At 65.6% G+C, this 22,725-nt stretch carries 23 protein-coding genes and 2 tRNA genes; 8 read left to right on the plus strand and 17 right to left on the minus strand.

Going from position 1 to position 22,725, the window contains the following annotated elements:
• Positions 1-57: 57 nt before the first annotated feature.
• Positions 58-2,523, minus strand: coding sequence for a hypothetical protein (locus KPG71_RS04795; protein ID WP_216336988.1), 2,466 nt, complete (start codon positions 2,521-2,523; stop codon positions 58-60).
• A gap of 251 nt (positions 2,524-2,774) precedes the next feature.
• On the opposite strand from KPG71_RS04795, the gene KPG71_RS04800 reads away from it, so the two are divergent.
• The gene (locus KPG71_RS04800; protein ID WP_216336989.1) at positions 2,775-3,758 is read left to right on the plus strand and encodes a glycosyltransferase family 2 protein; all 984 of its coding nucleotides are present in this window, start codon (positions 2,775-2,777) and stop codon (positions 3,756-3,758) included.
• A 314-nt stretch (positions 3,759-4,072) separates the two neighbouring features.
• Here the strand turns inward: KPG71_RS04800 and KPG71_RS04805 are convergent, their stop codons facing one another.
• The 3 genes from KPG71_RS04805 to KPG71_RS04815 form a co-directional block, all read right to left on the minus strand.
• Positions 4,073-5,353 carry an O-acetylhomoserine aminocarboxypropyltransferase/cysteine synthase family protein gene (locus tag KPG71_RS04805; protein WP_216336990.1) on the minus strand — a complete coding sequence of 427 codons (1,281 nt, stop codon included), beginning with the start codon at positions 5,351-5,353 and terminating at the stop codon, positions 4,073-4,075.
• Positions 5,354-5,575: 222 nt separating this feature from the next.
• Positions 5,576-5,950, minus strand: a complete 375-nt coding sequence (locus tag KPG71_RS04810; protein WP_216336991.1) for a hypothetical protein — start codon at positions 5,948-5,950, stop codon at positions 5,576-5,578.
• Positions 5,950-6,957: a hypothetical protein gene (locus KPG71_RS04815; RefSeq protein WP_216336992.1), complete on the minus strand. Its 1,008-nt coding sequence runs from the start codon at positions 6,955-6,957 to the stop codon at positions 5,950-5,952. The genes KPG71_RS04810 and KPG71_RS04815 overlap by 1 nt, the downstream gene beginning before the upstream one ends.
• 148 nt (positions 6,958-7,105) lie before the next feature.
• On the opposite strand from KPG71_RS04815, the gene KPG71_RS04820 reads away from it, so the two are divergent.
• A complete protein-coding gene (locus KPG71_RS04820; protein WP_216336993.1) occupies positions 7,106-7,708 on the plus strand; it encodes a MarR family transcriptional regulator in 603 nt (200 codons plus the stop codon).
• Positions 7,709-7,748: 40 nt separating this feature from the next.
• Complete coding sequence (locus tag KPG71_RS04825) at positions 7,749-8,480, plus strand: DUF3307 domain-containing protein (protein ID WP_216336994.1); 732 nt, start codon at positions 7,749-7,751, stop codon at positions 8,478-8,480.
• A 48-nt stretch (positions 8,481-8,528) separates the two neighbouring features.
• Here the strand turns inward: KPG71_RS04825 and KPG71_RS04830 are convergent.
• A tRNA-Tyr gene (locus KPG71_RS04830) sits at positions 8,529-8,612 on the minus strand.
• Positions 8,613-8,747: 135 nt separating this feature from the next.
• Between KPG71_RS04830 and rlmB the strand changes: the two genes are divergently transcribed.
• From rlmB to KPG71_RS04845, 3 genes are all read left to right on the plus strand, one after another.
• A complete protein-coding gene (gene rlmB, locus KPG71_RS04835) occupies positions 8,748-9,536 on the plus strand; it encodes a 23S rRNA (guanosine(2251)-2'-O)-methyltransferase RlmB (RefSeq protein ID WP_216336995.1) in 789 nt (262 codons plus the stop codon).
• A gap of 13 nt (positions 9,537-9,549) precedes the next feature.
• Positions 9,550-9,882, plus strand: a complete 333-nt coding sequence (locus tag KPG71_RS04840; protein ID WP_216336996.1) for a hypothetical protein — start codon at positions 9,550-9,552, stop codon at positions 9,880-9,882.
• Positions 9,883-10,076: 194 nt separating this feature from the next.
• Positions 10,077-10,550, plus strand: coding sequence for a CoA-binding protein (locus tag KPG71_RS04845; RefSeq protein ID WP_216336997.1), 474 nt, complete (start codon positions 10,077-10,079; stop codon positions 10,548-10,550).
• Between the two features lie 15 nt (positions 10,551-10,565).
• Here KPG71_RS04845 and KPG71_RS04850 read toward each other — a convergent pair whose 3' ends face one another.
• The 4 genes from KPG71_RS04850 to KPG71_RS04865 all read right to left on the minus strand — a co-directional run bounded on the left by KPG71_RS04850 (position 10,566) and on the right by KPG71_RS04865 (position 12,824).
• Positions 10,566-10,856 (minus strand): Dabb family protein, encoded by a 291-nt coding sequence (locus KPG71_RS04850; RefSeq protein ID WP_073034806.1) that lies wholly within the window; start codon positions 10,854-10,856, stop codon positions 10,566-10,568.
• A complete protein-coding gene (locus tag KPG71_RS04855) occupies positions 10,853-11,164 on the minus strand; it encodes a phosphoribosyl-ATP diphosphatase (protein ID WP_216336998.1) in 312 nt (103 codons plus the stop codon). Before KPG71_RS04855 ends, KPG71_RS04850 begins: the two co-directional genes overlap by 4 nt.
• A complete protein-coding gene (hisF, locus tag KPG71_RS04860; protein WP_216336999.1) occupies positions 11,161-11,925 on the minus strand; it encodes an imidazole glycerol phosphate synthase subunit HisF in 765 nt (254 codons plus the stop codon). The genes KPG71_RS04855 and hisF overlap by 4 nt, the downstream gene beginning before the upstream one ends.
• A gap of 80 nt (positions 11,926-12,005) precedes the next feature.
• Positions 12,006-12,824: a DMT family transporter gene (locus KPG71_RS04865; RefSeq protein WP_216337208.1), complete on the minus strand. Its 819-nt coding sequence runs from the start codon at positions 12,822-12,824 to the stop codon at positions 12,006-12,008.
• Between the two features lie 187 nt (positions 12,825-13,011).
• On the opposite strand from KPG71_RS04865, the gene KPG71_RS04870 reads away from it, so the two are divergent.
• Complete coding sequence (locus KPG71_RS04870; protein ID WP_216337000.1) at positions 13,012-13,467, plus strand: DUF302 domain-containing protein; 456 nt, start codon at positions 13,012-13,014, stop codon at positions 13,465-13,467.
• A gap of 7 nt (positions 13,468-13,474) precedes the next feature.
• Here the strand turns inward: KPG71_RS04870 and hisA are convergent, their stop codons facing one another.
• Entirely contained in the window at positions 13,475-14,197 is a 723-nt protein-coding gene (gene hisA, locus KPG71_RS04875) for a 1-(5-phosphoribosyl)-5-[(5-phosphoribosylamino)methylideneamino]imidazole-4-carboxamide isomerase (RefSeq protein ID WP_216337001.1), read from the minus strand.
• 139 nt (positions 14,198-14,336) lie between these two features.
• Between hisA and KPG71_RS04880 the strand changes: the two genes are divergently transcribed.
• Positions 14,337-14,723: a DUF2147 domain-containing protein gene (locus KPG71_RS04880; protein ID WP_216337002.1), complete on the plus strand. Its 387-nt coding sequence runs from the start codon at positions 14,337-14,339 to the stop codon at positions 14,721-14,723.
• A gap of 70 nt (positions 14,724-14,793) precedes the next feature.
• Here KPG71_RS04880 and hisH read toward each other — a convergent pair whose 3' ends face one another.
• The 7 genes from hisH to KPG71_RS04910 form a co-directional block, all read right to left on the minus strand.
• Entirely contained in the window at positions 14,794-15,432 is a 639-nt protein-coding gene (gene hisH / locus KPG71_RS04885) for an imidazole glycerol phosphate synthase subunit HisH (protein ID WP_216337003.1), read from the minus strand.
• Between the two features lie 5 nt (positions 15,433-15,437).
• On the minus strand, positions 15,438-16,025 hold the full coding sequence (gene hisB / locus KPG71_RS04890) for an imidazoleglycerol-phosphate dehydratase HisB (RefSeq protein ID WP_073034814.1): 588 nt from the start codon (positions 16,023-16,025) through the stop codon (positions 15,438-15,440).
• 137 nt (positions 16,026-16,162) lie between these two features.
• Positions 16,163-16,237 (minus strand) — tRNA-Gly (locus KPG71_RS04895).
• A gap of 107 nt (positions 16,238-16,344) precedes the next feature.
• Positions 16,345-16,476 (minus strand): hypothetical protein, encoded by a 132-nt coding sequence (locus KPG71_RS19735; RefSeq protein WP_301182884.1) that lies wholly within the window; start codon positions 16,474-16,476, stop codon positions 16,345-16,347.
• 164 nt (positions 16,477-16,640) lie between these two features.
• Positions 16,641-17,441, minus strand: a complete 801-nt coding sequence (locus tag KPG71_RS04900) for a phosphodiesterase (RefSeq protein ID WP_216337004.1) — start codon at positions 17,439-17,441, stop codon at positions 16,641-16,643.
• Positions 17,442-17,800: 359 nt separating this feature from the next.
• Positions 17,801-21,241 (minus strand): pyruvate carboxylase, encoded by a 3,441-nt coding sequence (locus KPG71_RS04905; RefSeq protein ID WP_216337005.1) that lies wholly within the window; start codon positions 21,239-21,241, stop codon positions 17,801-17,803.
• A 266-nt stretch (positions 21,242-21,507) separates the two neighbouring features.
• Positions 21,508-22,647 (minus strand): alpha-hydroxy acid oxidase, encoded by a 1,140-nt coding sequence (locus KPG71_RS04910; RefSeq protein WP_216337006.1) that lies wholly within the window; start codon positions 22,645-22,647, stop codon positions 21,508-21,510.
• Positions 22,648-22,725: the final 78 nt, after the last annotated feature.

Here is a 22,725-nt window from a genome sequence, read left to right on the forward strand (position 1 = left end):
TGTGTTTTTCGGTCGGATTGTGGCCGGGATGCGCGTGGTGTGCGCAGGATCGGGGCGTCAGCCGCGTGGCATGCGCAGGACGATGCTGCGCCCGCGTTTCTGATAACGCAATTCGCTGTCGCCGATGGCGGCGACCTGTCCACCATCAAGGCGGTCGCCCACCTTGACCTTTTGATAGCGCCCGTTGGCCAGCCGGACGAGCGCGCGGCGGTTCGACGGGCTGCCATAGACGCCGATCAGGTTGACCTGACGCATCGAGATCACGTTCTTGTCGGTGGCGGCGCGGGCCACGGTGGTGGTGGTGGTGGGTGCGTTCGGCGTCACCTTTTGCGAGGCGCTGACCGGCGCGGCGCGGGCGGCCTGGGTGGTGCGGGCCACGACCTTGTCGAAGTTGCGCGGCCGCGAATTGGGCTTGAGCGAGGCGCTGACGGCCTGCTTCGTGGCCGAGGCAAAGGGATCGGGGGCCTGGACGGCCTCGGCCAGGGCGGCGGCGACGGCCTGGGGGTCGGTCGCGGCGGCGGCTGTTTGGGCGGCTTCGGCTTGGGCTGCGGCGGCCTGGGCGGCGGCCATCGCGGCCTCTTGCGCGCTTTCGGGGCGCAGGCGCGGGCGCAGGGCGGCCAGTTCGACACGGGTGCGCCCGCCGAGGCCAAGGCTGCCGCGTTCGTTCTGTTCGCTCAGGGTGTCGGGGCGCAGGCGCGGGCGGACGCCCATCAGGCGCAGCACCTCGTCATTGGGCAGGTCGGTGACGATGGCCTCGGGGCGGTCGGGCAGTTGCGGCGGTGTCAGGGCGGGAGATCCGGCATAGACGGGCACGCCTTGCGGGGTCAGCGCGCCGTCCGGGGTGGCCACGACCAGCCCGCGATCGTCGAAGCGAAAACGGGTGCCGGCGGCGGGCGGATCGCCGGGGGTTTCCGGGCGCGTATCGGCGGGTGTCCGGGACGGGTCGGGCAGGGCGACCGCGTCGGAGGATTTGATCTGGCTGTCGATCGAGGTCTGGTAGAAATCGTCGAGCGTCAGGACGCCCGGCGCGGTGGGGGCGTCGGGGGCCATTTGCCAGATGCCGGTGGCGGCGTAGCGGGCGCGCACCTCGTCGGCGGAGAGGTCCGCCGGGGCGGCGATGGTTTGCGGGGCGGGGTCCGGGGCCTCGGCGGGGGGCTCTGTTGGCTGGTCGTCGGGCTGTGTGAGCGCGGCGTCGGCCTGTGCCTCGGGGTCGTCCTCGGGGAGGTCGATATCGGGTGTGGCGACGATCTGGCGCTGGTCGTCCTTGCGGAACAGGCTGGCGATGCCGTCGTCCAGAAAGACCGAGGCCCATGCGGCCACGGCCACCAGGAACAGCAGCAGAACGGCGGTCAGGATCAGGCCCAGATAGCGCGGCTTGCCACGGCTGGTGGCGGGTTCGCGCGCGCCGAAGACGGTCATGCGCTGTTTTTCGTCGCCCGGAGGCGGGGGCGTGGGGACCGTTGCCTCGATCCGCGTGCTGCGGCGGGTGAAGAAGGAAGAGACCGGGGAGTCGTCCTCGGCGGGCGATGCCGGGTTCGGGGCGGGGGGGTCATCCGCTTCGGTGGCGGCGAGCGAGGCGGCGAGATCGGCCACGGCGGCGTCCGACATGGCGTTTTGCGGCTGGCCCGTGACCGGCGGTGCGGCGGGGGCGTCGCCGTTGGCGGCGCCGGGTGCGACCGGGGTGAAGCCGCGCGCGGCCCCTTCGAGGCGGCGCGGGGCCGAGGGCGGGGGATCGCCCCGGCTGGCGCGGATCGAGCGAAAGGCGGCGGCTGGGGTGTCGTCCGTCTTGTCGGGGTCGTCGTCGTCCTGCGGCGAGCCGGTGTCGGGGGTATCATCCCCGGCGGTTGCCGGTGCGTTGTCGTCGGCATCTGACGGCGCTGGCGCTACGGCAGGTGTTTCGGGTTCGGGCGAAGTTTCGGCGGCGGGGGGCGTTTCGTCTTCGGCGGCTGTCTCTTTCGTGGCGTCGGGCACCGGGGCCGGGCCGATTATGCGGACCGGGGCGGTGTCGCGTTCGAGCGTTTCACCCTCGGGGAGGTGTCGGGCGGCCTGCGCGGTTTCCCCGAACCACGGTTCGCCCACGAAACGGCCCTGTGCGGGCCGGGCCACGAAGCTGACCGGGGCGAAGCCGTGCAGCGTTGCGAAATCCTCGGCCTCGGCCAGCGTTTCGTGCGCCACGGCGGCAACGTGGACCTGTCCGGCCTCGAACGACCAGTCATAGGCCAGATCGTCAAGCGCATAAGGCGTTGCGCCGTCCAGATGGGTGCGCACGGCCTGTTCCAGCGCTTCGCCGGTCGCCCCCTGGCCATCGAATGTCAGGTATTTGATCTGCGCATCCGGGATCACCAGCTTGCAGATCATCGGCGATGCGGTGAGCGCCTGTGCCCGGTCCCGCAATGCGGTGAGTTCGGTGGGAAGATCCTCGACCTCGAGCGACACCTCACCGACATCGTGCCAGCCGGGGAAGGCGCGATGCAGAAGGCGGATGCCTTCGAACGACAGGAACAGGGCAAAATTCGGTTTCATTTCCACCGCATTAGCATCGGGTTTGGGGCGAGTGGAGTCAGCCCCTGAACTGATCCGATTTTATAGCAGCTTCCCGCCGAGGGAAAGGGACGTGACAGGGGGCAGACCGGAGAGGCGCACACGCAAAGCGAGCGGCGGGGCGCGAGGTTTCGTCCCGCAACGATCCACAGATTACCGCGTCAGTGCCACATTTTCGGACATTTCTGTGCCTAATCAGGCTGGGAAGGACCAGTTGAAACAGGGCGTTTGCAATGAAACTGATTATCCAGATCCCGGCCTTGAACGAACAGGAAACCATTGCCGAGGTCATCGAGGCCCTTCCGAGGAAGGTTCCCGGATTCACCAGTATCGAGGTTCTGGTGATTGATGACGGATCGACGGATGACACGGTTGACATCGCCCGGAGGGCCGGGGCCGATCATATCCTGCGCATGGGGTGCAACATGGGCCTCGCACGGGCGTTCGCGGCCGGCATGGAAGAGGCGCTGGCGCTGGGGGCGGACGTGATCGTGAATACCGATGCCGATCATCAGTATTGCGCCGACGATATCCCCGCGCTGGTGCGTCCGATCCGCGACGGGGAGGCCAAGATCGTGGTCGGGGCACGCCCCATTCGCGACAATGAAAGTTTCTCGCCGACCAAGAAGCTGCTGCAACGGTTCGGCAGCTGGGTCGTGCGCAAATGCTCGGGCACGGATATTCCCGATGCGCCAAGCGGGTTTCGTGCCTATTCGCGCGATGCGGCGGCGCGGATGTGTGTGGTGAATACCTATACCTACACGATTGAAACGCTCATTCAGGCGGGGCGCAAGCGTATCCCGATGACATGGGTGCCGGTGCGGGTGAACCGGGTGGAGCGCCCGTCGCGCCTGTTCCGGGGGATGGGAGAATATATCCGCCGCTCGGTTGCGACGATCCTGCGGGTGTTCGTGATGTATGCGCCATTGCGCTTTTTCGCGTCGCTGGCGGCGTTGTGCGCCTTGCCGGGGATCGTCGGGATCGTGCGATTCCTGGGGTTCTACCTGTCGGGCGATGGCAGCGGGCATATTCAGTCGCTGGTTTTGTCCAGCGGGCTGATGGCGATGGCCATGGTTCTGATGGCGGTCGGCATTCTGGGCGACATGATCGCGGCGAACCGGAGTTTGCTGGAGGATATCCGAGCACGCGACCTGCTGGGGGCAACCACGCGGCGCCGCCACGATGCCACGATCCTGAAACTGGCGGATGCGTCCTGAGGGCTTGTTGGAGGCCGGTGAGGCCCTTCGGTGATGTGCCCTGCGCTTATGAAAAACCGGGCCCCGTGACCCGGTTTGGACTTTTGACACCCCCGGAGGATGCAAAGAACACGTTCAAAACATCTGAAATTGGTCCATACGACGCTTGTCAAAACTCTGGCCCGGACTGAAAGGCCGGGCCGCGCCCGACCTTTTCACGCGTGGAGCGGTTGCTATGTGGGTGTTTTGGTGACGAGGCCCTGGCGTTCGGAGCGTCGTCATTGTGAGAACCGGGCCTCGTGGCCCGGTTTTCCGTTTCTCTGCGCGGTGTTGGTTCAGCCCGTGGCCTTGGCCAGTGCCTGATCGAGATCGGCGATGATGTCCTCGGCGTTCTCGATCCCGATGGAGATGCGCACCACGTTGGGCGATGCGCCCGCCGCGACCTGCTGTTCCTCGGACAACTGGCGGTGGGTGGTCGAGGCCGAGTGGATGATCAGCGAGCGCGTATCGCCGAGGTTGGCGACGTGGCTGAACAGGTCGAGGCTGTCCACCAGCTTGACGCAGGCCTCGTAGCCGCCCTTGAGCGCCACGGTAAACAGCCCGCCCGCACCCTTGGGGCAAATCCGCTGTGCCCTGTCGTGATAGGGTGAGGAGGGCAGCCCGGCATAGGTGACGGATTCGATCCGGTCGTCGTTTTCCAGCCATTGCGCGACCTTCATGGCGTTTTCGCAATGGCGCTCCATCCGCAGCGACAGGGTTTCGATGCCCATCAGGGTGTAATGCGCCGCCTGGGGGTTCAGCGTCATGCCCAGATCGCGCAGGCCGATGGCGATCCCGTGGAAGGTAAAGGCCAGCGGGCCGAAGGTTTCGTGGAACTTGAGCCCGTGATAGGCTGGTTCCGGTTCGCTGAGCGAGGGGAACTTGCCGCTGGCGGACCAGTCGAACGTGCCCGAATCCACGACCACGCCACCGGTGACGGTGCCATTGCCGGTGAGGAACTTGGTCATGGAATGCACCACCAGCGTCGCGCCGTGTTCGATGGGGCGGCACAGGTAGGGCGTGGCCGAGGTGTTATCGACGATCAGCGGCAGGCCGGCCTTGTCGGCGATGGCCGCGATGGCATCGAGATCGGTGACATAGCCGCCCGGATTGGCGATGGATTCGCAGAATACGGCGCGGGTGTCATCGTCGATCGCGGCCTCGACGGCGTCGAGATCGTCGAAATCCACGAATTTCGCGGACCAGCCGAAGCGTTTGATCGTCTGGCTGAACTGGGTGATCGAGCCGCCGTAAAGCCGTGTGGACACCACCACGTTGAGGCCCGGCCCCATCAGCGGGAACAGCGCCATGATCTGCGCCGCGTGACCCGAGGAGCAGCAGACCGCCCCGGCGCCGCCTTCCAGCGTGGCGACGCGCTCCTGAAGGACGGCCACGGTGGGGTTGGTGAGGCGCGAATAGATATAGCCCACCTCTTGCAGGTTGAAGAGCGCGGCGGCGTGTTCGGCATCGCGGAACACATAGGCCGTGGTCTGGTAAATGGGGGTCTGGCGTGCGCCGGTGGCCGGATCGGGACGGGCGCCCGCGTGAATCTGCAATGTGTCGAAGCCGTATGCCATCTGGATGGTCCTCCCTGAGGTAATCGTTCGGGAAATGTGTAGGGCATCGGCCGGAAGGGAACAACTGGCATGGCGGGGTGGAGGGTTTGTTCCGGTTTTTCCGTTCCGTGACGGATGGTGTTCCGGTTTGGTGCGGCGGGCGGGAATTATGGCCGGATTTGCATCCGTGAGGCGGATTGCGGTGACGGTTTCCGGCATGTCCTGCGGTGGAAAATCGCGGGCTTATCCGTCGCGCGGCCCCTTGAAGCGGCCCTTGAGCGGCGGTGCGGTGCCGGTCAGCAGGAAGATCACCAGTGCCAGGAGACGCCGCCACCAAGGCAGGTGCGGTGCGTCTTCGGGCGCGGTGTCCGGCGTGGCGGGCCGGTCGAGCGCGTCGAGAAAGCGTGCGGCCTCGGCGGCCTGATCGCTGTGGACCATGACGGGGATGCCGCCGAAGGCCACGGCCATGTGGGGCACGGTGTTATGGGTGTGATAGCCGGGCACGAACACCTGAAACCCGGCCCCTTCGAGGGCGGCGACGGTCAGCGCGGCCTCGGTTGGGGAATAGACCTGCGCGATGCGGCTCAGGCCGCTGCCGGGGGAGGCTGAGCCGGACATCAGCGCATCCAGAAGCCGTTGCGCTTGATCGTGTTGCGAATGGCCTGTTCCTTGCGGGGGAGATCGTCGCGATCGAACAGCGCGCGCACCTTCTGGCCGCGCCCGTGATAGATCATGAACTTGATCGCGTCGTAGGATTTCAGGACTTTCTTGAGCTTGTTCGGGGCGCTGACCTGTTCCAGCACCTCGACCACGCGATCCGATTCGCGGGCATAGAGCAGGGGCAGCAGGCGGTAATGGCAGGTGATGTCGCCATCCAGCAGCCCTGCGGGCAGGGTATCGCGCCCGCCGCCGAGGGAATGGATCACCAGCGGCAGCGCCACCTGATCGAGCCACGGGTCGAGCGACTGGCAGACCAGTTCGGCGGGCGGGTCGTCGCGGATTGCCAGGGCGTAGTCGAGGAAGCGCTGGCCGAAGGTGTGCGGGCATTTGTAAAAGAAGAACCCGGCGTTGAAATACAGGTATCTGCGCCAGAATTCATCGGGCCAGGCCGGGTCGAGCGAGGAGTCGAAATCGAGCCCGAACTTGTCGTAGAGCGATTTCCAGGTGGCGGTGTAGCCGGGGCCGTAGAGTTCGATCTGGGGCCATGTGTCTTCGCGGCGCAGCGAGGCGGTGGGGCGGGCGAAATCGAAGGGCACCGAGGTGATATCGCCGGTGACCAGCGTGTCGGTGTCGAAGAACACGAAGGGGTCGCCCTTGGGCAGGGCGAACAGGGCTTCGATCTTGTTGCCATAGGGGTAGGCCTGCCCGAAATGGTGCGAGTCGAAGGGAATGATTTCGGCGCCCAGATGGGCGAGCAGGTCGCGGGTATCCTGCCCGCGAATGGAGGGATCGTTCTGCCAGAGCGGGCCGGGCCGGGGCTCGGCCACGATCAGGCGGCCCTTGAAACCGGGGGAACTGGCGCGCAGCGAGGCGGCAAAGAGAATCGCCTCGTATTGCAGCCGTCCGCCCTGGCCGACGATCAGGATATTGTAGGGTTTGGGGGTCTTTTTTGCCTTGGCGGCCATTACTCACACTCTGCCCGGTTCTGCCTGCGCGCGCAGTATAGGGAGGATGGCGCGCGGGCAGAAGGGGGAAGACGGGCATTCTTGCGGGATGATGTGCGCAAGTTATTTAGCTTGCTTTTTGGCTTGGCAAGTGATAATGCTTGCAGTCATGTTTGCAGTTCTGACTGGCGATATCGTGGACTCGACCGGCTTGAGCGTTGGGGAGCTGGAGGCGACGCTGAAGGCGATCGGCGTGGCCTCCGATGCGATTGGCGCATGGCCGGGGGTCAGTGTGGTCGGGTTTGCCCGGCGCGGCGGGGATGCCTGGCAGATGGCGTTCGATGCGCCGGTCTTTGCCTTGCGCGCCGCGCTTTACGTCAATGCCTGCATCCGGCGGCTGGACAAGGCGCGGGCCTCGCGCATGGCGATGGCCACGGGGGCGGGGCAGATGCCGGGGCAAGATCCCAACGCGGCGCATGGCGCGGCCTTCACGGCGTCGGGCCGGTTGCTGGACAGTCTGCCGTCGGGGCGTCATCTTGATCATGCGGCGGGCGGGGCCGAGGCGGCGGCGGCGCGGCTGGCCGATCATATCGCGCAGGGCTGGACGCAGGCGCAGGCCCGTGCGCTGGCCGAGCAACTGCCCCCCGGTGCGGGCACGCGGGCCGAGGCAGCGGGGCGGCTGGATATCTCGCGCCAGGCGGTGGACCAGGCGCTGTGGGCGGCCGGGTTTCCGGCCATCGAGGCGGCGTTGAGCGCGCTGGAAACAAGGTAAGGCAAGTGAAAATGCTTTCTTTTTCGACGGGCAAGCTGAAATGATTGCCGTGACGGCACCGATGCTCCAGAGCTTCGCCGCGCTTTTGCTGGCGCATGTGCTGGCGGATTTCGTGTTTCAATTCAACTGGATGATCGAAAGAAAGCGCCAGTTCGGGGTGTTTCTTCTGCATATCGCGATTGTCGCTGTGCTGAGCCTCGCGGCGCTGGGCGGAGCGTGGCAACTGGCGCTGCTTGTCGCGGGGGCGCATCTGGCGATCGACGCGATCAAGACCTATGCGCTGCCCGATGGGATACGCGCGACGTTCGGGGCGTTCATGGCCGATCAGATCGCGCATCTGGCCACGATCATCGCCGCCGCCCTGTGGTGGCCCGGCGCGGCGGCGGCGGGGCTGTGGGCCGGGTGGGTGCCGCTGTTTCTGGTGCCGGCGCTGATCCTGTCGGGGTTCATCCTGACGGTGCGTGCCGGGGGCCATGCGGTGGGTCTGATCACCGCGCCTTATGCGCAGGAGTTCAAGAAACAGGGCTTGCCCAAGGCCGGGCAGATGATCGGCCAGTTGGAGCGCGCGGTGATTTTCCTGCTGATCCTGATCGGACAGCCCACGGGAATCGGGTTTCTGATCGCGGCCAAATCGCTGTTGCGATTCGAGGCGACCAAGGAACAGCGCGCCAGCGAATACGTGATCATCGGGACGCTGACGTCGTTCGGCTGGGCCCTGGCAATCAGCAGCGCGACGGTGGCGCTGATCGGGCTGGCGGGCCGGGTCGGATAGGCGCAGCCGGGCCTGTGCGGCGCGAATACCATTTCCGGAGGAGGAAAATGGTGGGCGACCTTGGAATCGAACCAAGCGTGCGTCTCCGCGAGGGAGTTACAGTCCCCTGCCACACCTTGCGGCCTGTCGCCCACTGCCGGAAGCATTCAGGATGCTCCGAAGCGTGAGGGCGTATTTAGGAAAGCCGTGGTGCAGCGTCAACCGGAAAATGCCTTGCGCGGGGCGCTGTGCGCGCGCATTGTCGCGCCGCGCAAGGAAAGGACCGGAATGGCCCAGAAAAAACCCCGTTGGGTGATCGAGAAAGAGCAGGCGAAAAAGGCGGCCGAGGCTGAAACCGTGTGGCTGTTCGGGCTGCATGCGGTGCGCGATGCGCTGATGAACCCCGCGCGGGTGAAATTGCGGCTGATCGTCACGAGGAACGCTGCCGACAAACTGGCCGAGGCGATTGCCGCAAGTGGTGTCGAACCGGAAATGGCCGATCCGCGCAAGTTTTCCGCGCCGCTGGACCCGCAATCGGTGCATCAGGGCGCCGCGCTGGAGGTGAAACCGCTGGATTGGGGGCGGCTGGAGGATATCTGCGCCGCCCCGCCGGGCGAGGCCGCGCCGCGTGTCGTGTTGCTGGACCGGGTGAGCGATCCGCATAACGTGGGGGCGATCCTGCGCTCGGCCGAAGTGTTCGGGGCCTGTGCCGTGATCGCGCCGCGCCATCATTCGGCGCCGGAAACCGGCGCGCTGGCCAAGACGGCCAGCGGTGCGCTGGAGCGGCAGCCCTATCTGCGGGTCACCAACCTGGCGCGCGCCATCGAGGCGTTGCAGGGCATGGGCTATGCCGTGCTGGGGCTGGCGGGCGAGGCCGGGGATACCATCGACGCGGCGCTGGAGGGGCGGCGCGATCAGCCGGTCGCGCTGGTGCTGGGGTCCGAGGGGCCGGGATTGCGCGAAAAGACGCGCGACACCTGCGACCAATTGGTGCGAATCGGGTTTTCGGGCGATTTTGGTTCGCTCAACGTCTCCAATGCGGCGGCGGTTGCCCTATATGCCTCGAGAACGGATTGAGCGCCGAGGAGACATGGGCCCCAAGATCGCGACATGCAGCTATTGTGGAATGCGCGCCGCGCTGGTGTTCGACCGGGGGCGTCATGAATTGACCTGTTCGGCCTGCGGGGCGCCGCTGCACGACATGAAGGCGATGCCGCAATCGCCTGTGAAGACAGCGAAAAAAGCCGCCACGAGCGCGCCGGTGCAGCCCCGGCGGCGGCGCAAGGCCCATGACGCGCACGAGCGCGAAAGCTGGTTCGATCATGGCGGGCAGGCGCGCCGGAAGCCGCGCAAGCGGCGCAAGCCGATGGCCCGCAGGATGCTGGAAGAGCTGTGGGATGTGGTCGAGGATATTTTCGATTGAGCCGGACCAGACGGGCCGATCACATCCTGTTGAGCGCCCCCTTTTTATTCGCAAATGCGCCCCTATCTATGGATCAGAAACGTCGATACGGAACATCGGCGTTTCACTTCACTGTCCCTCGTTCCGCGACTGGCGCCCAGGGCTTTCGCCTTGGGCGCTTTTTTCTTTGCCGCAAGGGGAGTAGGTTGTGACCCATGAGCAATAACTATTCCGACGCCTATCTGCGCGATATCCTGACCCGCACCCGCCGCGTGGCGGTGGTGGGCGTGTCGATGAACCCGGTGCGCCCGAGCTATTACGTGGCGCGCTACCTGAGCCTGAAAGGGTTCGAGGTGGTGCCCGTCAATCCCGGCCATGCGGGGGAAACCGTGTTCGGGGCCAGGGTGGTCGCCAGCCTGAGCGAGATCGAGGGCGGGGTGGACATGGTGGATATCTTCCGCCGCCCCGAGCATGTGCCGCCCATCGTGGACGAGGCGCTGGAAGCGTTCCCCGATTTGCAGACGATCTGGATGCAGATCGGCGTGGTGAACGAGGACGCCGCCGAAAAGGCGCGGGCGCGGGGCGTGGACGTGGTGATGGATCGCTGCCCCAAGATCGAGTATCAGCGCCTGTTCGGAGAGCTGCGCATGGGCGGGTTCAACACCGGCGTGATTTCATCGAAGCTGTAACGGCTGTTCGCCGGATCAGGCGCTTTCGATATCGGCGGCGATGCGCATGTCGCGCAGGGGTTTGACCAGTTCGATGCCGCGCGCATAGGCCGGGTGGGCCTTGTAGGCGTCCAGATCGGCCTGGGTGTCGAATTCGGCGTAGACCACGTAATCGACCTCGGCCCCGGTCAGGCGGTCGGCATGCAGGTTGCGGCCCACCTCGAAATGGCGCGAATGGGGGATTTGCGACAGCGTTTCGAGCCCCTCGCGGATGCGGTCGAGGTCCTTGGGGTCGCGGGCGGTGAAAAAGACGATGTGACGGATCATTTCGGGCGGGATGCCTTTTCCTGAAGGCCGGATTGCGATTGGCGGCGGGAGAGTTCCTGCATCACGTCAGCGACGCTGACGCCACGGGCGTGCAGCATGACGAGCAGGTGAAAGAGGACATCGGCGGCCTCGGATGTCAGGCGTTCGGGGTCGTTTCGGACGGCTTCGATCACGGCTTCGATGGCTTCTTCGCCGAATTTCTCTGCGGCCTTTTCGGGGCCTTTGGCGAGCAGTCTGGCGGTCCAGCTTTCGTCCGGGTCGGCCTGTGCGCGGGCGGCGATGATCTGTTCGAGGTCGTCGAGGGTCATGCGCCTGTCCTCATCGGGATGCCGGCGGCGGCCATGTGATCCTTGGCCTGCTGGATCGTGTAGTCGCCGAAATGGAAGATCGAGGCGGCCAGCACGGCGGAGGCGCCGCCCTTGGTCACGCCTTCGACGAGGTGGTCGAGATCGCCCACGCCGCCCGAGGCGATGACGGGGATATCGACGGCGTCCGAGATCGCGCGGGTGAGCGGCAGGTTGAAGCCCGCGCGGGTGCCGTCGCGATCCATCGAGGTGAGCAGGATTTCACCGGCGCCCTTTTCTTCGACCAGCCTGGCGAATTCGACGGCGTCGATGCCTGTGGATTTGCGCCCGCCATGGGTGAAGATTTCCCATTTGCCGGGGCTGACGGTTTTGGCGTCGATGGCCACGACGATGCACTGGCTGCCGAACTGGCCGGCGGCGCGGCGCACCACGTCGGGGTCGGCCACGGCGGCGGAGTTGAAGCTGACCTTGTCCGCGCCCGCAAGCAGCAGGGCGCGGACATCGTCCACCGTGCGCACGCCGCCGCCCACGGTGAGCGGGATATAGCATTGCTCGGCGGTGCGGGTGACGACATCGAGCATCACGCCCCGGTTTTCATGGGTGGCGTGGATGTCGAGAAAACACAGCTCGTCGGCGCCTGCGGCGTCATAGGCCTTGGCGGCGTCCACAGGATCGCCGGCGTCGCGCAGGTTGACGAAATTCACGCCTTTGACCACGCGGCCGTCGGCCACGTCGAGGCAGGGGATGATGCGGATCTTCAACATGGGGGTGAGGTAGCCTGAAACACTGTCCCTTGAAAAGGTCTGACCTGCATGGCGCGGCGTTTTTGCATGACGCGGGCCGTTCAGCGCCGGGCCAGCCGCAGGGACATGATCCCCGAGGCGAGGATCACGCCGAGCCCGATCAGCGACAGGGTGTCGGGCCAGTCGCCGAAGGCCAGCCAGCCAAGGATCGTGGCGGCCAGCAACTGGGTATAGATCAGCGGTGCGATGACCGAGGCCGGGGCGTTACGGTTGGCGGTGGCCAGGAGGAGGTTGCCGAGCGCCGAGCAGGACGCGCTGACCCCGAAGAGCAGCCAGAGCCAGGGAGTCATCGCCGGTGCGCCGATGGCGAAGGCCACGGGGGCCAGGAGGATACTGCCGACCATCAGTTGCGAAATCAGCAGGAACCGGGGCCGGAAGCTGCTGGCCAGCCAGCGCGTGGCGGTGAGGAAGGAGCCGAAGAACAGCCCTGCCAAGAGTGCGAACCCCATGCCCGCGCCCGCGCCGAAGCCCGGTTTGACGACCAGCAACACCCCGCCGAAGCCCAGCCCCAGAAGCAGGCTGCGCAGGGGGGTGATCCGTTCGCCCAGGATGAGCGCGGCCAGCACGTAAGAGATCACCGGACCGATGAAGAACGCGCCGAAGACATCGGCCATGGGTTCGGTTCGCAAGGCGGTGAGGATCGACGAGACGACGCCGACGATCAGCGCCCCGCGCAGCAGGATGCGCCAGTCAAGGAGTTGCGGCAGTTCTGCCCGTGACAGGCCGCTGAACGGCAGGAGCACCAATGCGGCCATGGCGAAGCGCGCCCATGCCACGAAAAACGGATGTGCCCCGGCGGCGGTCAGTTCCTTTCCGGCGGTGTCGCCCAGAACGATGCTGAACATGGCCGTGACCACCATGATCAGGACCAGCCATAGCGGCGCGCCCGCGATGGCGCGGGGCGCAGCGGGCTGCGCTGACGCGGCTGAGGGGGGAGGTCTGGACATGAAACCGCCGATCTTCTGGAACTCACGGTTTTGTTTATGGGCAAAGCGGGCGGGTTACCAGAGGATGAGGGCGTTGGTGTATTCGGGAAAGGAGAGTGCGATGAAACGGATTTTGACCGCTCTGGTATTGGGGCTGGCGGCGCAGGGGGCGTCGGCCTCGGAGGACGATATCCGCAAGGTGCGGGCCGCTGGCGATGTGGCCGCCACGATGGATGCGCTGGAATCGGCGGTGACAGGGGCCGGGGCCACGGTATTTGCGCGAGTCGATCATGCGGGCGGCGCGGCCGGTGTGGACATGACTCTGGCGCCGTCGCAATTGTTGATATTCGGCAATCCGATGCTGGGCACGCCCGCCATGCAGGCGAACCCGCTGGCGGGGTTGTACCTGCCGCTCAGGGTGCTGGTTTACGAGGACATGCAGGGGCAGGTCTGGCTGGCCTATGAAGACCCCGAGGAAACGCTGGACGATCTGAACGGCATTGACGACGACGCCGCATATATCGCCAAGATGCGGGGCGCGTTGGGTAATTTGACGGCCACGGCGGCGGGCGGCTGACGGCGGATCAGGCTTTCATCACCTCAAGCGCCTCTTTGAGGTCAATGGCCCCGTCATACAGCGCGCGGCCCGAGATCGCGCCATTGAGCGGCGCCCCGCAGGATTTGAGCGCCCTGAGATCATCGATGGAGCTGACGCCGCCCGAGGCGATCACCGGGATCGACACGGCATTGGCCAGTGCGGCGGTTTCGGCCACGTTGGGGCCTTGCATCGCGCCGTCGCGGTTGATGTCGGTGTAGATGATCGCCGCCACGCCGGCATCCTCGAACGAGCGGGCCAGATCGGTGGCGAGCACGTCGGTTTCCTCGGCCCAGCCCTTGGTGGCGACGCGGCCATTGCGGGCGTCGATGCCGACGGCGACCTTGCCGGGGAATTCACGCGCCGCCTGGCGCACGAGATCGGGGTTTTCCACGGCCACGGTGCCAAGGATGACGCGGGCCAGCCCTTTGGACAGCCAGCGTTCGATCGTGGCCATGTCGCGGATGCCGCCGCCCAGTTGGGCGGGCACCCGTGTGCGTTCGAGGATCGCCTCGACCGGGGCGGCGTTGACGGGTTCGCCTGCGAAGGCGCCGTTGAGGTCCACCAGATGCAGCCATTCGCAGCCCGCTTCGACGAATTCCATCGCCTGCGCGGCGGGATCGTCGTTGAAGACGGTGGCCTTGTCCATTTCACCCTTGAACAGGCGGACGGCCTGACCGTCCTTGAGGTCGATGGCGGGGTAGAGGATCATGGGCCCAAATCCTTGTTGGCTGCGTTGTTGGCCGTTTGGCACGGGGTGCGCGGAAATGCAACGCGACCCGACGTCAGACTTGATTTCAAAGCGGTGTGCGCGCCAGACTTGCACAGATATCCGAGGGAGGAGGACCCCCATGAAACGAATGGCGATGGCCGCGATGGCATTGGTGGCAAGCGCGGGGATGGCGATGGCCGATCCGGTGTTGGGCACATGGAAGACCGAAGTCGACGACGGCTCTTATGCGCATGTGGAAATGCAGAAATGCGGCGCGAATATCTGCGGGACGATCGCGCGGACGTTCAAGGATGGCGGCGAATACAAATCGCCCAATATCGGCAAGATGCTGGTGCGCAACATGGCTCCGCAGGGTGACGGGCAGTACGAAGGCAAGGTCTGGCGCCCGTCGAACGACAAGATCTATATCGGCAAGATCGACCTTCAGGGCAATTCGCTGAAGCTGCGCGGCTGTGTGGCCGGCGGGCTGATCTGCGCCAAGCAGACATGGACGCGGGTTCAGTAAGCCATTGCAGATAAAGAAAAAGCCGCCTGTCCTGTGTGACGGGCGGCTTTTTTGCGCTTTGCGGGACGGTTCAGGGTTTCCAGTTCAGGAAATTGCCGATGATCCGCAGGCCGGTGGACTGGCTTTTTTCCGGGTGGAACTGGGTGCCGACGATATTGTCGCGCCCCACCACGGCGGTGATCGGCCCGCCATACTCCACATGCGCCAGCAGGTGGGCGGGGTCGTCCACGCGGAAGTGGTAGGAATGCACGAAATAGGCGTGATCGCCGGTTGAGACGCCGTCGAATACCGGATGCGGCTGGTCGATCACCAGATCGTTCCAGCCCATATGCGGCACCTTGAGGCTGTCATCGGAGGGCGCGATGCGTTCCACCGTGCCGCCGATCCAGTCGAACCCGGCGGTTTCGCGGTATTCCAGCCCGCGCGTGGCCAGCATCTGCATTCCGATGCAGATGCCCATGAAGGGGCGGCCCTGTGTGATCACGGCCTCTTCGATGGCTTCGAACAGGCCGCGATGGTCATAAAGTTCGTCCCGGCAGGCCGGAAAGGCCCCGTCGCCCGGCAGCACCACGCGGGAGGCCCCGCGCACGACATCGGGGTCGGAGGTGACGGTGACCTTGCCCGCGCCGACCTCGGACGCCATGCGCTGAAACGCTTTTTCGGCCGAGTGCAGGTTGCCGGATTCGTAATCGACGATAACGGTGGTCATGCCGCTCACAGCGCCCCTTTGGTCGAGGGGACCGCATCCGATTTGCGCGGATCGGTTTCGACCGCCTCGCGCAGGGCGCGGGCGACGGCCTTGAACGCGGCCTCGGCGATGTGGTGGCTGTTGATCCCGTGCAGGGCGTCGACATGCAGGGTGATGCCGCCATGGGTGCTGAGCGCCTGGAAGAATTCGCGCACCAGTTCGGTGTCGAAGCTGCCGATCTTCTGCGTGGGCATTTCCGCGTTCCACACAAGGTAGGGACGGCCCGACAGATCGAGCGCGGCGCGCACCAGCGCGTCGTCCATCGGCAACAGGCAGGCGCCATAGCGGCGAATCCCGCGTTTGTCGCCAAGCGCCTGCGACAGGGCCTGACCGAGGGCGATACCCACGTCCTCGACGCTGTGGTGATCGTCGATATGGGTGTCGCCCGTGCAGCGGATCGTCATGTCGATCAGCGAATGGCGCGCAAGCTGGTCCAGCATGTGATCGAAAAAGCCGACGCCGGTCTGGTTGTCGTAAACCCCTGTGCCGTCGAGACCTATCTCGACGCTGATGTCGGTTTCGGCGGTCTTGCGTGTGATCGTGGCGCTGCGCATGCGATGTGCCTCTTGCTGATATGCCGCGCCCTTATAGGCGGGTGCGCGGGCCGCGCCAAGAGGCGGCGCAGCGAATGCGCGCGACTGCATCGCCTGTGTCACAAGCGGTTACGGCAACCGGTTGGGGGAAGAGAAATTGGAGCGGGTGATGAGATTCGAACTCACGACATTTACCTTGGCAAGGTAACGCTCTACCCCTGAGCTACACCCGCGTCCTTGGGTAGGGCGGGATGTATAAATTCTTGGCGGTGGCTGCAAGAGCAAATTTCGGGAAAAGTGAGAAAAAAGTGAACGACGGCCGGATACGGGGCGATCCTCGTCATCCGAAGCGCAGGGCCAGTTCGACATAAACAAGGGCCGAAGACAGCAGCAAGACACCCAAAAGCACCAGTTTGCGGGCAGGCGGGCGCCGGCGGGGGCAGGAGGGCGGGCGGTGAACAGGGTGTGACACGCTAGGTGCTCCTGAACTGAGGATCGGGATTGCAAGCGGATACTCGTGACGCACAACTTATGGTAGAGGCTGGTAAAGGTCCGGGCAAGCGAGTCAGCGATCCGGGCGGCAAGTTGCCGGTTTGCCGCCTGAACATGTGCGAAAAATTGCCGGTGCGGGCCGGGTCAGGAATATGTGCGGGCCTCGGCGCGGGGCAGGTCGAAGTCCTCTGTATGCACGACCACGCCATCGGGGCCGATCAAAAGCAGGCCATAGGCGCCCGGTTCGTCCACCGACAGGTGGGGGCTTTGATCGCCGAGGATCAGGGGCATCTGGTGGCAGGGGCTTTTGAAGACGGCATTGGGAATGCCGCCCGCCGCGCCCTGCATCGTGCGGTGGATATGGCCCGAGACGATCTGTGCGACCGGTCCGTGGCTGTGCAGCGTGTCGATCAGCGCGTCGCTGTTGCGCAGGCCGATCCGGTCCATCCCGCCGAATCCGGTGCGAAAGGCCGGGTGATGGGTGAACACCACGGTTGCGCGGCCCTGCGCCCCGGCCAGCGCGTCGGCCAGCCATGACAGGCGGGAGGGGCAGAGATAGCCGCTGTGCAGGTCCGGGGCCTGTTCGTCCAGCGTGTCCAGCAGGATCAGGCGGGCGTGGTCAAGGTCCTGAATTTGCTGGATGAATCCGTCCCCGGTGCGCGGCGTTTCGGGGAAGGCGGCGGCAAAGGGCGCGCGGCGGTCGTGATTGCCGAGCATCAGGCTGACGGGCAGGGGGCAATCGGCCAGAAGGGCACGCAGGCGGGCATATTCGGCGCCCTTGCCATGATGGGTCAGATCGCCGGTGATGACGATGCGCGCGGCGTCGGGGTGGTAGTGCAGGGCATGGGCCAACCCCTGAGCGAAGCGCGCCGAAGGGTCCAGCCCGATGATCGTTTCGCCCTCGGGGAGGATATGGAGATCGGTGAAGACGATGATTTTCTGCATGAGAGTCGCCGCGTTGTTGCCGGGGGCAGGGTAGGGGATTTCGGGCGGTTTGAAAGAGGGATGCACGAATCGGGGGCAAGTCCCTGGTTAAGAGGGAAAAAACCCGGTCTGTAACGTATCGGTATCACGTCGGTATCGCGTCGGTGTCTTTTGCCGCAGCCCTGCGGGTTAACGGGGCGTGCGGTGCGTTTTGTACGTTTTGGGCGTCAGTTTCGTACGCACCAGTGTGGGCATGGGGAGTGTGGGAAGGGGTGGATTGTACCTTTGCCCGGCACGCAAGGTCGGTTTCGGTTTCACCCTCCCATCGGAAAGGCCCGAAAGAAAAAAGGCCCCGGAGCATCCTCCGGGGCCCTTTGGCGTTATTCGAATTCGACGAGCAGGTCCTTGGCGTCGATCTGGCCGCCGGGTTGGACGTGGACGGCCTTGACGGTGGCGTCGCGTTCGGCGTGGATGCCGGTTTCCATCTTCATCGCCTCGATGGTCAGCAGCATGTCGCCTTCCTTGACGGTCTGGCCCGCGCTGACGGTGACGCTGGCGACGACGCCGGGCATTGGCGCGCCGACATGGGCGGGGTTGCCCTGTTCGGCCTTGGGCCGGGCGGCGGTGGTGGATTTCACCAGGCGGTTGGGCACCCGGATCACGCGGGGCTGGCCGTTGAGTTCGAAGAACACCTTGACCTCGCCGTTCTCGTCGGTTTCGCCCACGGCCTGCAGGCGGATTTCGAGGATCTTGCCGGGGTCGATCTCGGCGCTGATTTCCTCGCCCGGTTCCATGCCGTAGAAGAAGGTGCGCGTGGGCAGGGTGCGCACCGGGCCATAGTTGCGGTGGCGGCCCATGTAATCGAGGAACACCTTGGGATACATCAGGTAGCCGTTGAGGTCTTCGCTATCGACGGCCTTGCCTTCGAGCTGGCCGACAAGGTCGGCGCGCGCCGTGTCCAGATCGACCGGCGCAAGATGCTTGCCGGGGCGTTCGGTGTTGGGCTTTTCGTCCTTCAGGACCTTTTGCACGATGCCATCGGGGAAGCCGCCCGGCGGCTGGCCGAGATTGCCGCGCATCATGTCGATGACCGAATCGGGGAAGGCCACATCGGTATCGGGGTCTTCCACCTGTTCGCGGGTCAGGCCCTGGGAGACCATCATCAGAGCCATGTCGCCCACCACCTTGGAGGACGGCGTGACCTTGACGATGTCGCCGAACATCTGGTTCACGTCGGCATAGGTTTTCGCCACCTCGGGCCATTTTTCCTCGAGCCCCAGGCTGCGGGCCTGCGCCTTGAGGTTGGTGAACTGCCCGCCGGGCATTTCGTGCAGGTAGACCTCGGAGGCCGGCGCGGCGAGGCCGGATTCGAAGGCGACATATTGCGCGCGGACATGTTCCCAGTAGTTCGAGATTTCGCGGATGCGCTCGATGCTGAGGCCGGTGTCGCGTTCGGTGTGCATCAGGGCCTCGACGATGGAGCCGAGGCAGGGCTGCGAGGTGCCGCCCGAGAACGCGTCCATCGCCGCGTCCACGGCATCGACGCCCGCATCGCTTGCCGCCAGAATGGTGCCGCCCGCGATGCCGCTGGTGTCATGGGTGTGGAAATGCACGGGGATCGTCAGCTCGTCCTTGAGGGCCTTGACCAGCGCCCGCGCGGCGGCGGGTTTCAGCAGGCCCGCCATGTCCTTGAGGCCGAGGATATGCGCGCCTGCGGCTTCCAGCTCTTTGGCCATCGAGACATAGTATTTCAGGTCGTACTTGGCGCGGTCCGGGTCGAGGATGTCGCCGGTATAGCAGATCGTGCCTTCGCAGATCTTGCCTGTGTCGATCACCGCGTCCATCGCGACGCGCATGTTTTCCACCCAGTTGAGGCTGTCGAACACGCGGAACACGTCGACGCCGGTTTCGGCGGCCTGACGGACGAATTCCTGCACCACGTTGTCGGGGTAGTTGGTGTAGCCCACGCCGTTGGAGGCGCGCAGCAGCATCTGCGTCAGAAGGTTGGGCATGGCGGCGCGCAGGTCGCGCAGGCGCTGCCAGGGGCATTCCTGAAGGAAGCGGTAGGCCACGTCGAAGGTGGCCCCGCCCCAGCATTCGACGGAGAAGAGTTGCGGCAGGTTGGCGGCATAGGCCGGGGCGGCCCTGACCATGTCGATCGAGCGCATCCGCGTGGCCAGAAGCGACTGATGCCCGTCGCGCATGGTGGTGTCGGTCAGCAGAAGCCGGTTCTGCCCGAGCATCCAGTCGGCCACGGCCTTGGCGCCCTTTTCGTCCAGCAGGGTCCTGGTGCCGGGGGCGGGATCGCCGATCAGGCGCGGCGGGCGCGGGGGCTTGGCATCGGCGGCGGGTTTCGCGCGACCGGTGGTTTCGGGGTGCCCGTTCACGGTGATGTCGGCGATATAGGTCAGAACCTTGGTGCCGCGGTCGCGCCGCTTGGCGAACTGGAACAGTTCGGGGGTCTCGTCGATGAATTTGGTGGTGTATTCGTTGCCGAGAAACGTCGGGTGTTTCAGCAGGTTTTCCACGAAGGCGATGTTGGTGGAGACACCGCGAATACGGAATTCGCGCAGGGCGCGGTCCATCCGGGCGATGGCGGCCTCGGGGGTTTGCGCATGGGCCGTGACCTTGGTCAGCAGGCTGTCGTAATAGCGCGTGATCACCCCGCCCGCATAGGCCGTGCCGCCATCGAGGCGAATGCCCATGCCGGTGGCCGAGCGATAGGCGGTGATGCGGCCGTAATCGGGGATGAAGTTGTTGAGCGGGTCTTCGGTGGTGATCCGGGTTTGCAGGGCGTGGCCGTTCAGGGCGATGGCGTCCTGGCTGGCCTTGCCGGTGGCCTCCTGGATGGTCCTGCCTTCGGCGATCCTGATCTGCGCCTGCACGATGTCGATGCCGGTCACTTCCTCGGTGACGGTGTGTTCGACCTGCACGCGGGGGTTCACCTCGATGAAGTAGAACTGGCCGGAGTCCATATCCATCAGGAATTCGACCGTGCCCGCGCATTCGTAGTTCACGTGCTTGCAGATCTTGTAGCCCAGTTCGCAGATCTCGGCGCGCTGGAGGTCGCTCAGATACGGGGCGGGGGCGCGTTCGACGACCTTCTGGTTGCGGCGCTGCACGGTGCAGTCGCGCTCGAACAGGTGATACATGTTGCCGTGCTTGTCGCCGAGGATCTGCACCTCGACATGGCGGGCGCGGGTGATCATCTTTTCGAGATAGCCCTCGCCGTTGCCAAAGGCGGCCTCGGCCTCGCGGCGGCCTTCCATGACCTTTTCGGGCAGTTCATCGGCGTTCTGGATCGGGCGCATCCCGCGCCCGCCGCCGCCCCAGGAGGCCTTGAGCATCAGCGGATAGCCGATTTCGCCCGCTTCCTTGCGGATGGCCTCCATGTCGTCGCCCAGAACTTCGGTGGCGGGGATCACCGGCACACCGGCCGCGATGGCGACCTTGCGTGCGCTGGCCTTGTCGCCGAGGGCGCGCATGGTTTCGGCCCTGGGGCCGATGAAGGCGATGCCGTTGGCCACGCAGGCATCGACGAAATCGGGGTTTTCCGACAGCAGCCCGTAGCCGGGATGGATCGCGTCGGCGCCGCTTTCCCTGGCGACGCGGATGATCTCGTCGATCGACAGGTAGGCGGCCACGGGGCCGAGCCCCTCGCCGATGCGATAGGCCTCGTCAGCCTTGAACCGATGCAGGCCCAGTTTGTCTTCTTCGGCGAAGACGGCGACGGTGCGTTTGCCCATCTCGTTCGCCGCCCGCATGATACGGATCGCGATCTCGCCGCGGTTTGCGATAAGGATCTTTTTGAAGTCGCTCACGGGCTTCAGCCCCCCTGTCTGTCGCATGTTGTCTGGCCGGCGCGTGCGATGCGCGGTTGCTGCGGTGCAGCGCCGGTGCGGCCAGTTTGTAGGAATTGTGAAAGGTTTGCGCAATGCCGCTGCGACGTCTTTCACCGTAACGCGACATTTCCCGCCCGAACGGGTAGCCGCGCCACCCTGCCGGGCAGAGAGTGTTATATGTTTTGTTTCAAGGGTTTGGCGTTTTTCTGGCTATTAGGGTGCCGCGTGGCGGGTGTATAGGTTTCCTATGGGGCGGGAATCATCCTGCCGCGTGCCCCGGACAGGGCGGACAGGCCGAGCTGGCCCATGTTGGCCTGAAGGTCGAGCGAGAGGATGTCGCACAGATGGGCCGGGCCATCGGCCCCGAGCGCCCCGAGCGCATAGTGCCAGGGCCGCCCCATCATCACGAAATCCGCCCCGAGCGCGATGGCGCGCAGGATGTCGAGCCCGCCCTCGAACCCGCCGTCGATCAGCACGGGTTTCGAGGTGGCGGCGCGGATGGCGGGCAGCACCTCGATCGTGGCGGGGGCGGCGTCGAACTGTCGCCCGGCATGGTTGGAAATCCAGACCGCATCGACGCCCTCGGCCTCGAGCCGTTCGGCATCGCGCGCTTCCATGACGCCCTTGACGATCATCGGCCCGTCCCATGCCTCGCGCAGCCAGCGCAGGTAATCCCAGTCCGGCGCGGTGCGCAGCAGGTAGCCCGCGTGTTTGGTCGAGGGCAGGCCGCTGACATTCCCGGCATATTCGTCGATCAGTTTCATCCGGGGCATGCCGCGCTGCGCGATGCCGAGCGCCCAGGCCGGGCGGCACGCGACCTGCGCCATCAGGCGGGGCGTCAGCTTTGGCGGGGTGGTCAGGCCTGAACGCACCTGCCGTTCACGACGGCTGGGCACCGGGACGTCGACCGTCAGGACCAGCACGCCAAAGCCCGCATCGCGTGCCTTTTGCAGCATGTCCTTGCGAATGTCGGGATCGCGGGGCGGATACATCTGGAACCAGGCGTGGTCGCCGAGCGTGCCCTTGAGATCGGCAGGCGTCTGCGTGGCGACGGTGGACAGGCAATAGGGAATGCCCGCCTGTGCCGCGGCGCGTGCCAGCAGGTGTTCGGCCCCCGGCCAGATCATGCCCGACATGCCAAGCGGCGCGATGCCGAAGGGCAGCGGCAGGGTGTGGCCGAACAGCTGCGCCGACAGGTCGGGCGCGACCTCACCATGCAGGGCCGAGGGCATCAGCAGAACCTCGTCCAGTTTGCGGCGGTTGCGGGCGGTCGTGGCCTCGGACCCTGTGCCGCTGTCGAGATATTCCCAGACGAAATGCGGGATGCGGCGGCGGGCGCGGGCGCGCAGGTCGCCGAGCGCGGGGTATCGGGAATGCAGATCCATGACGCGACTGTAAGCGCGTCCCCGGTATTGTCCAGTGCCGGGACGGAGAGGCGCAAGGCCTTGGAACAATCCCTGAAC

Origin of the sequence: Roseovarius sp. PS-C2 (assembly GCF_018862045.1) — a bacterium.
Lineage (GTDB): Bacteria > Pseudomonadota > Alphaproteobacteria > Rhodobacterales > Rhodobacteraceae > Roseovarius.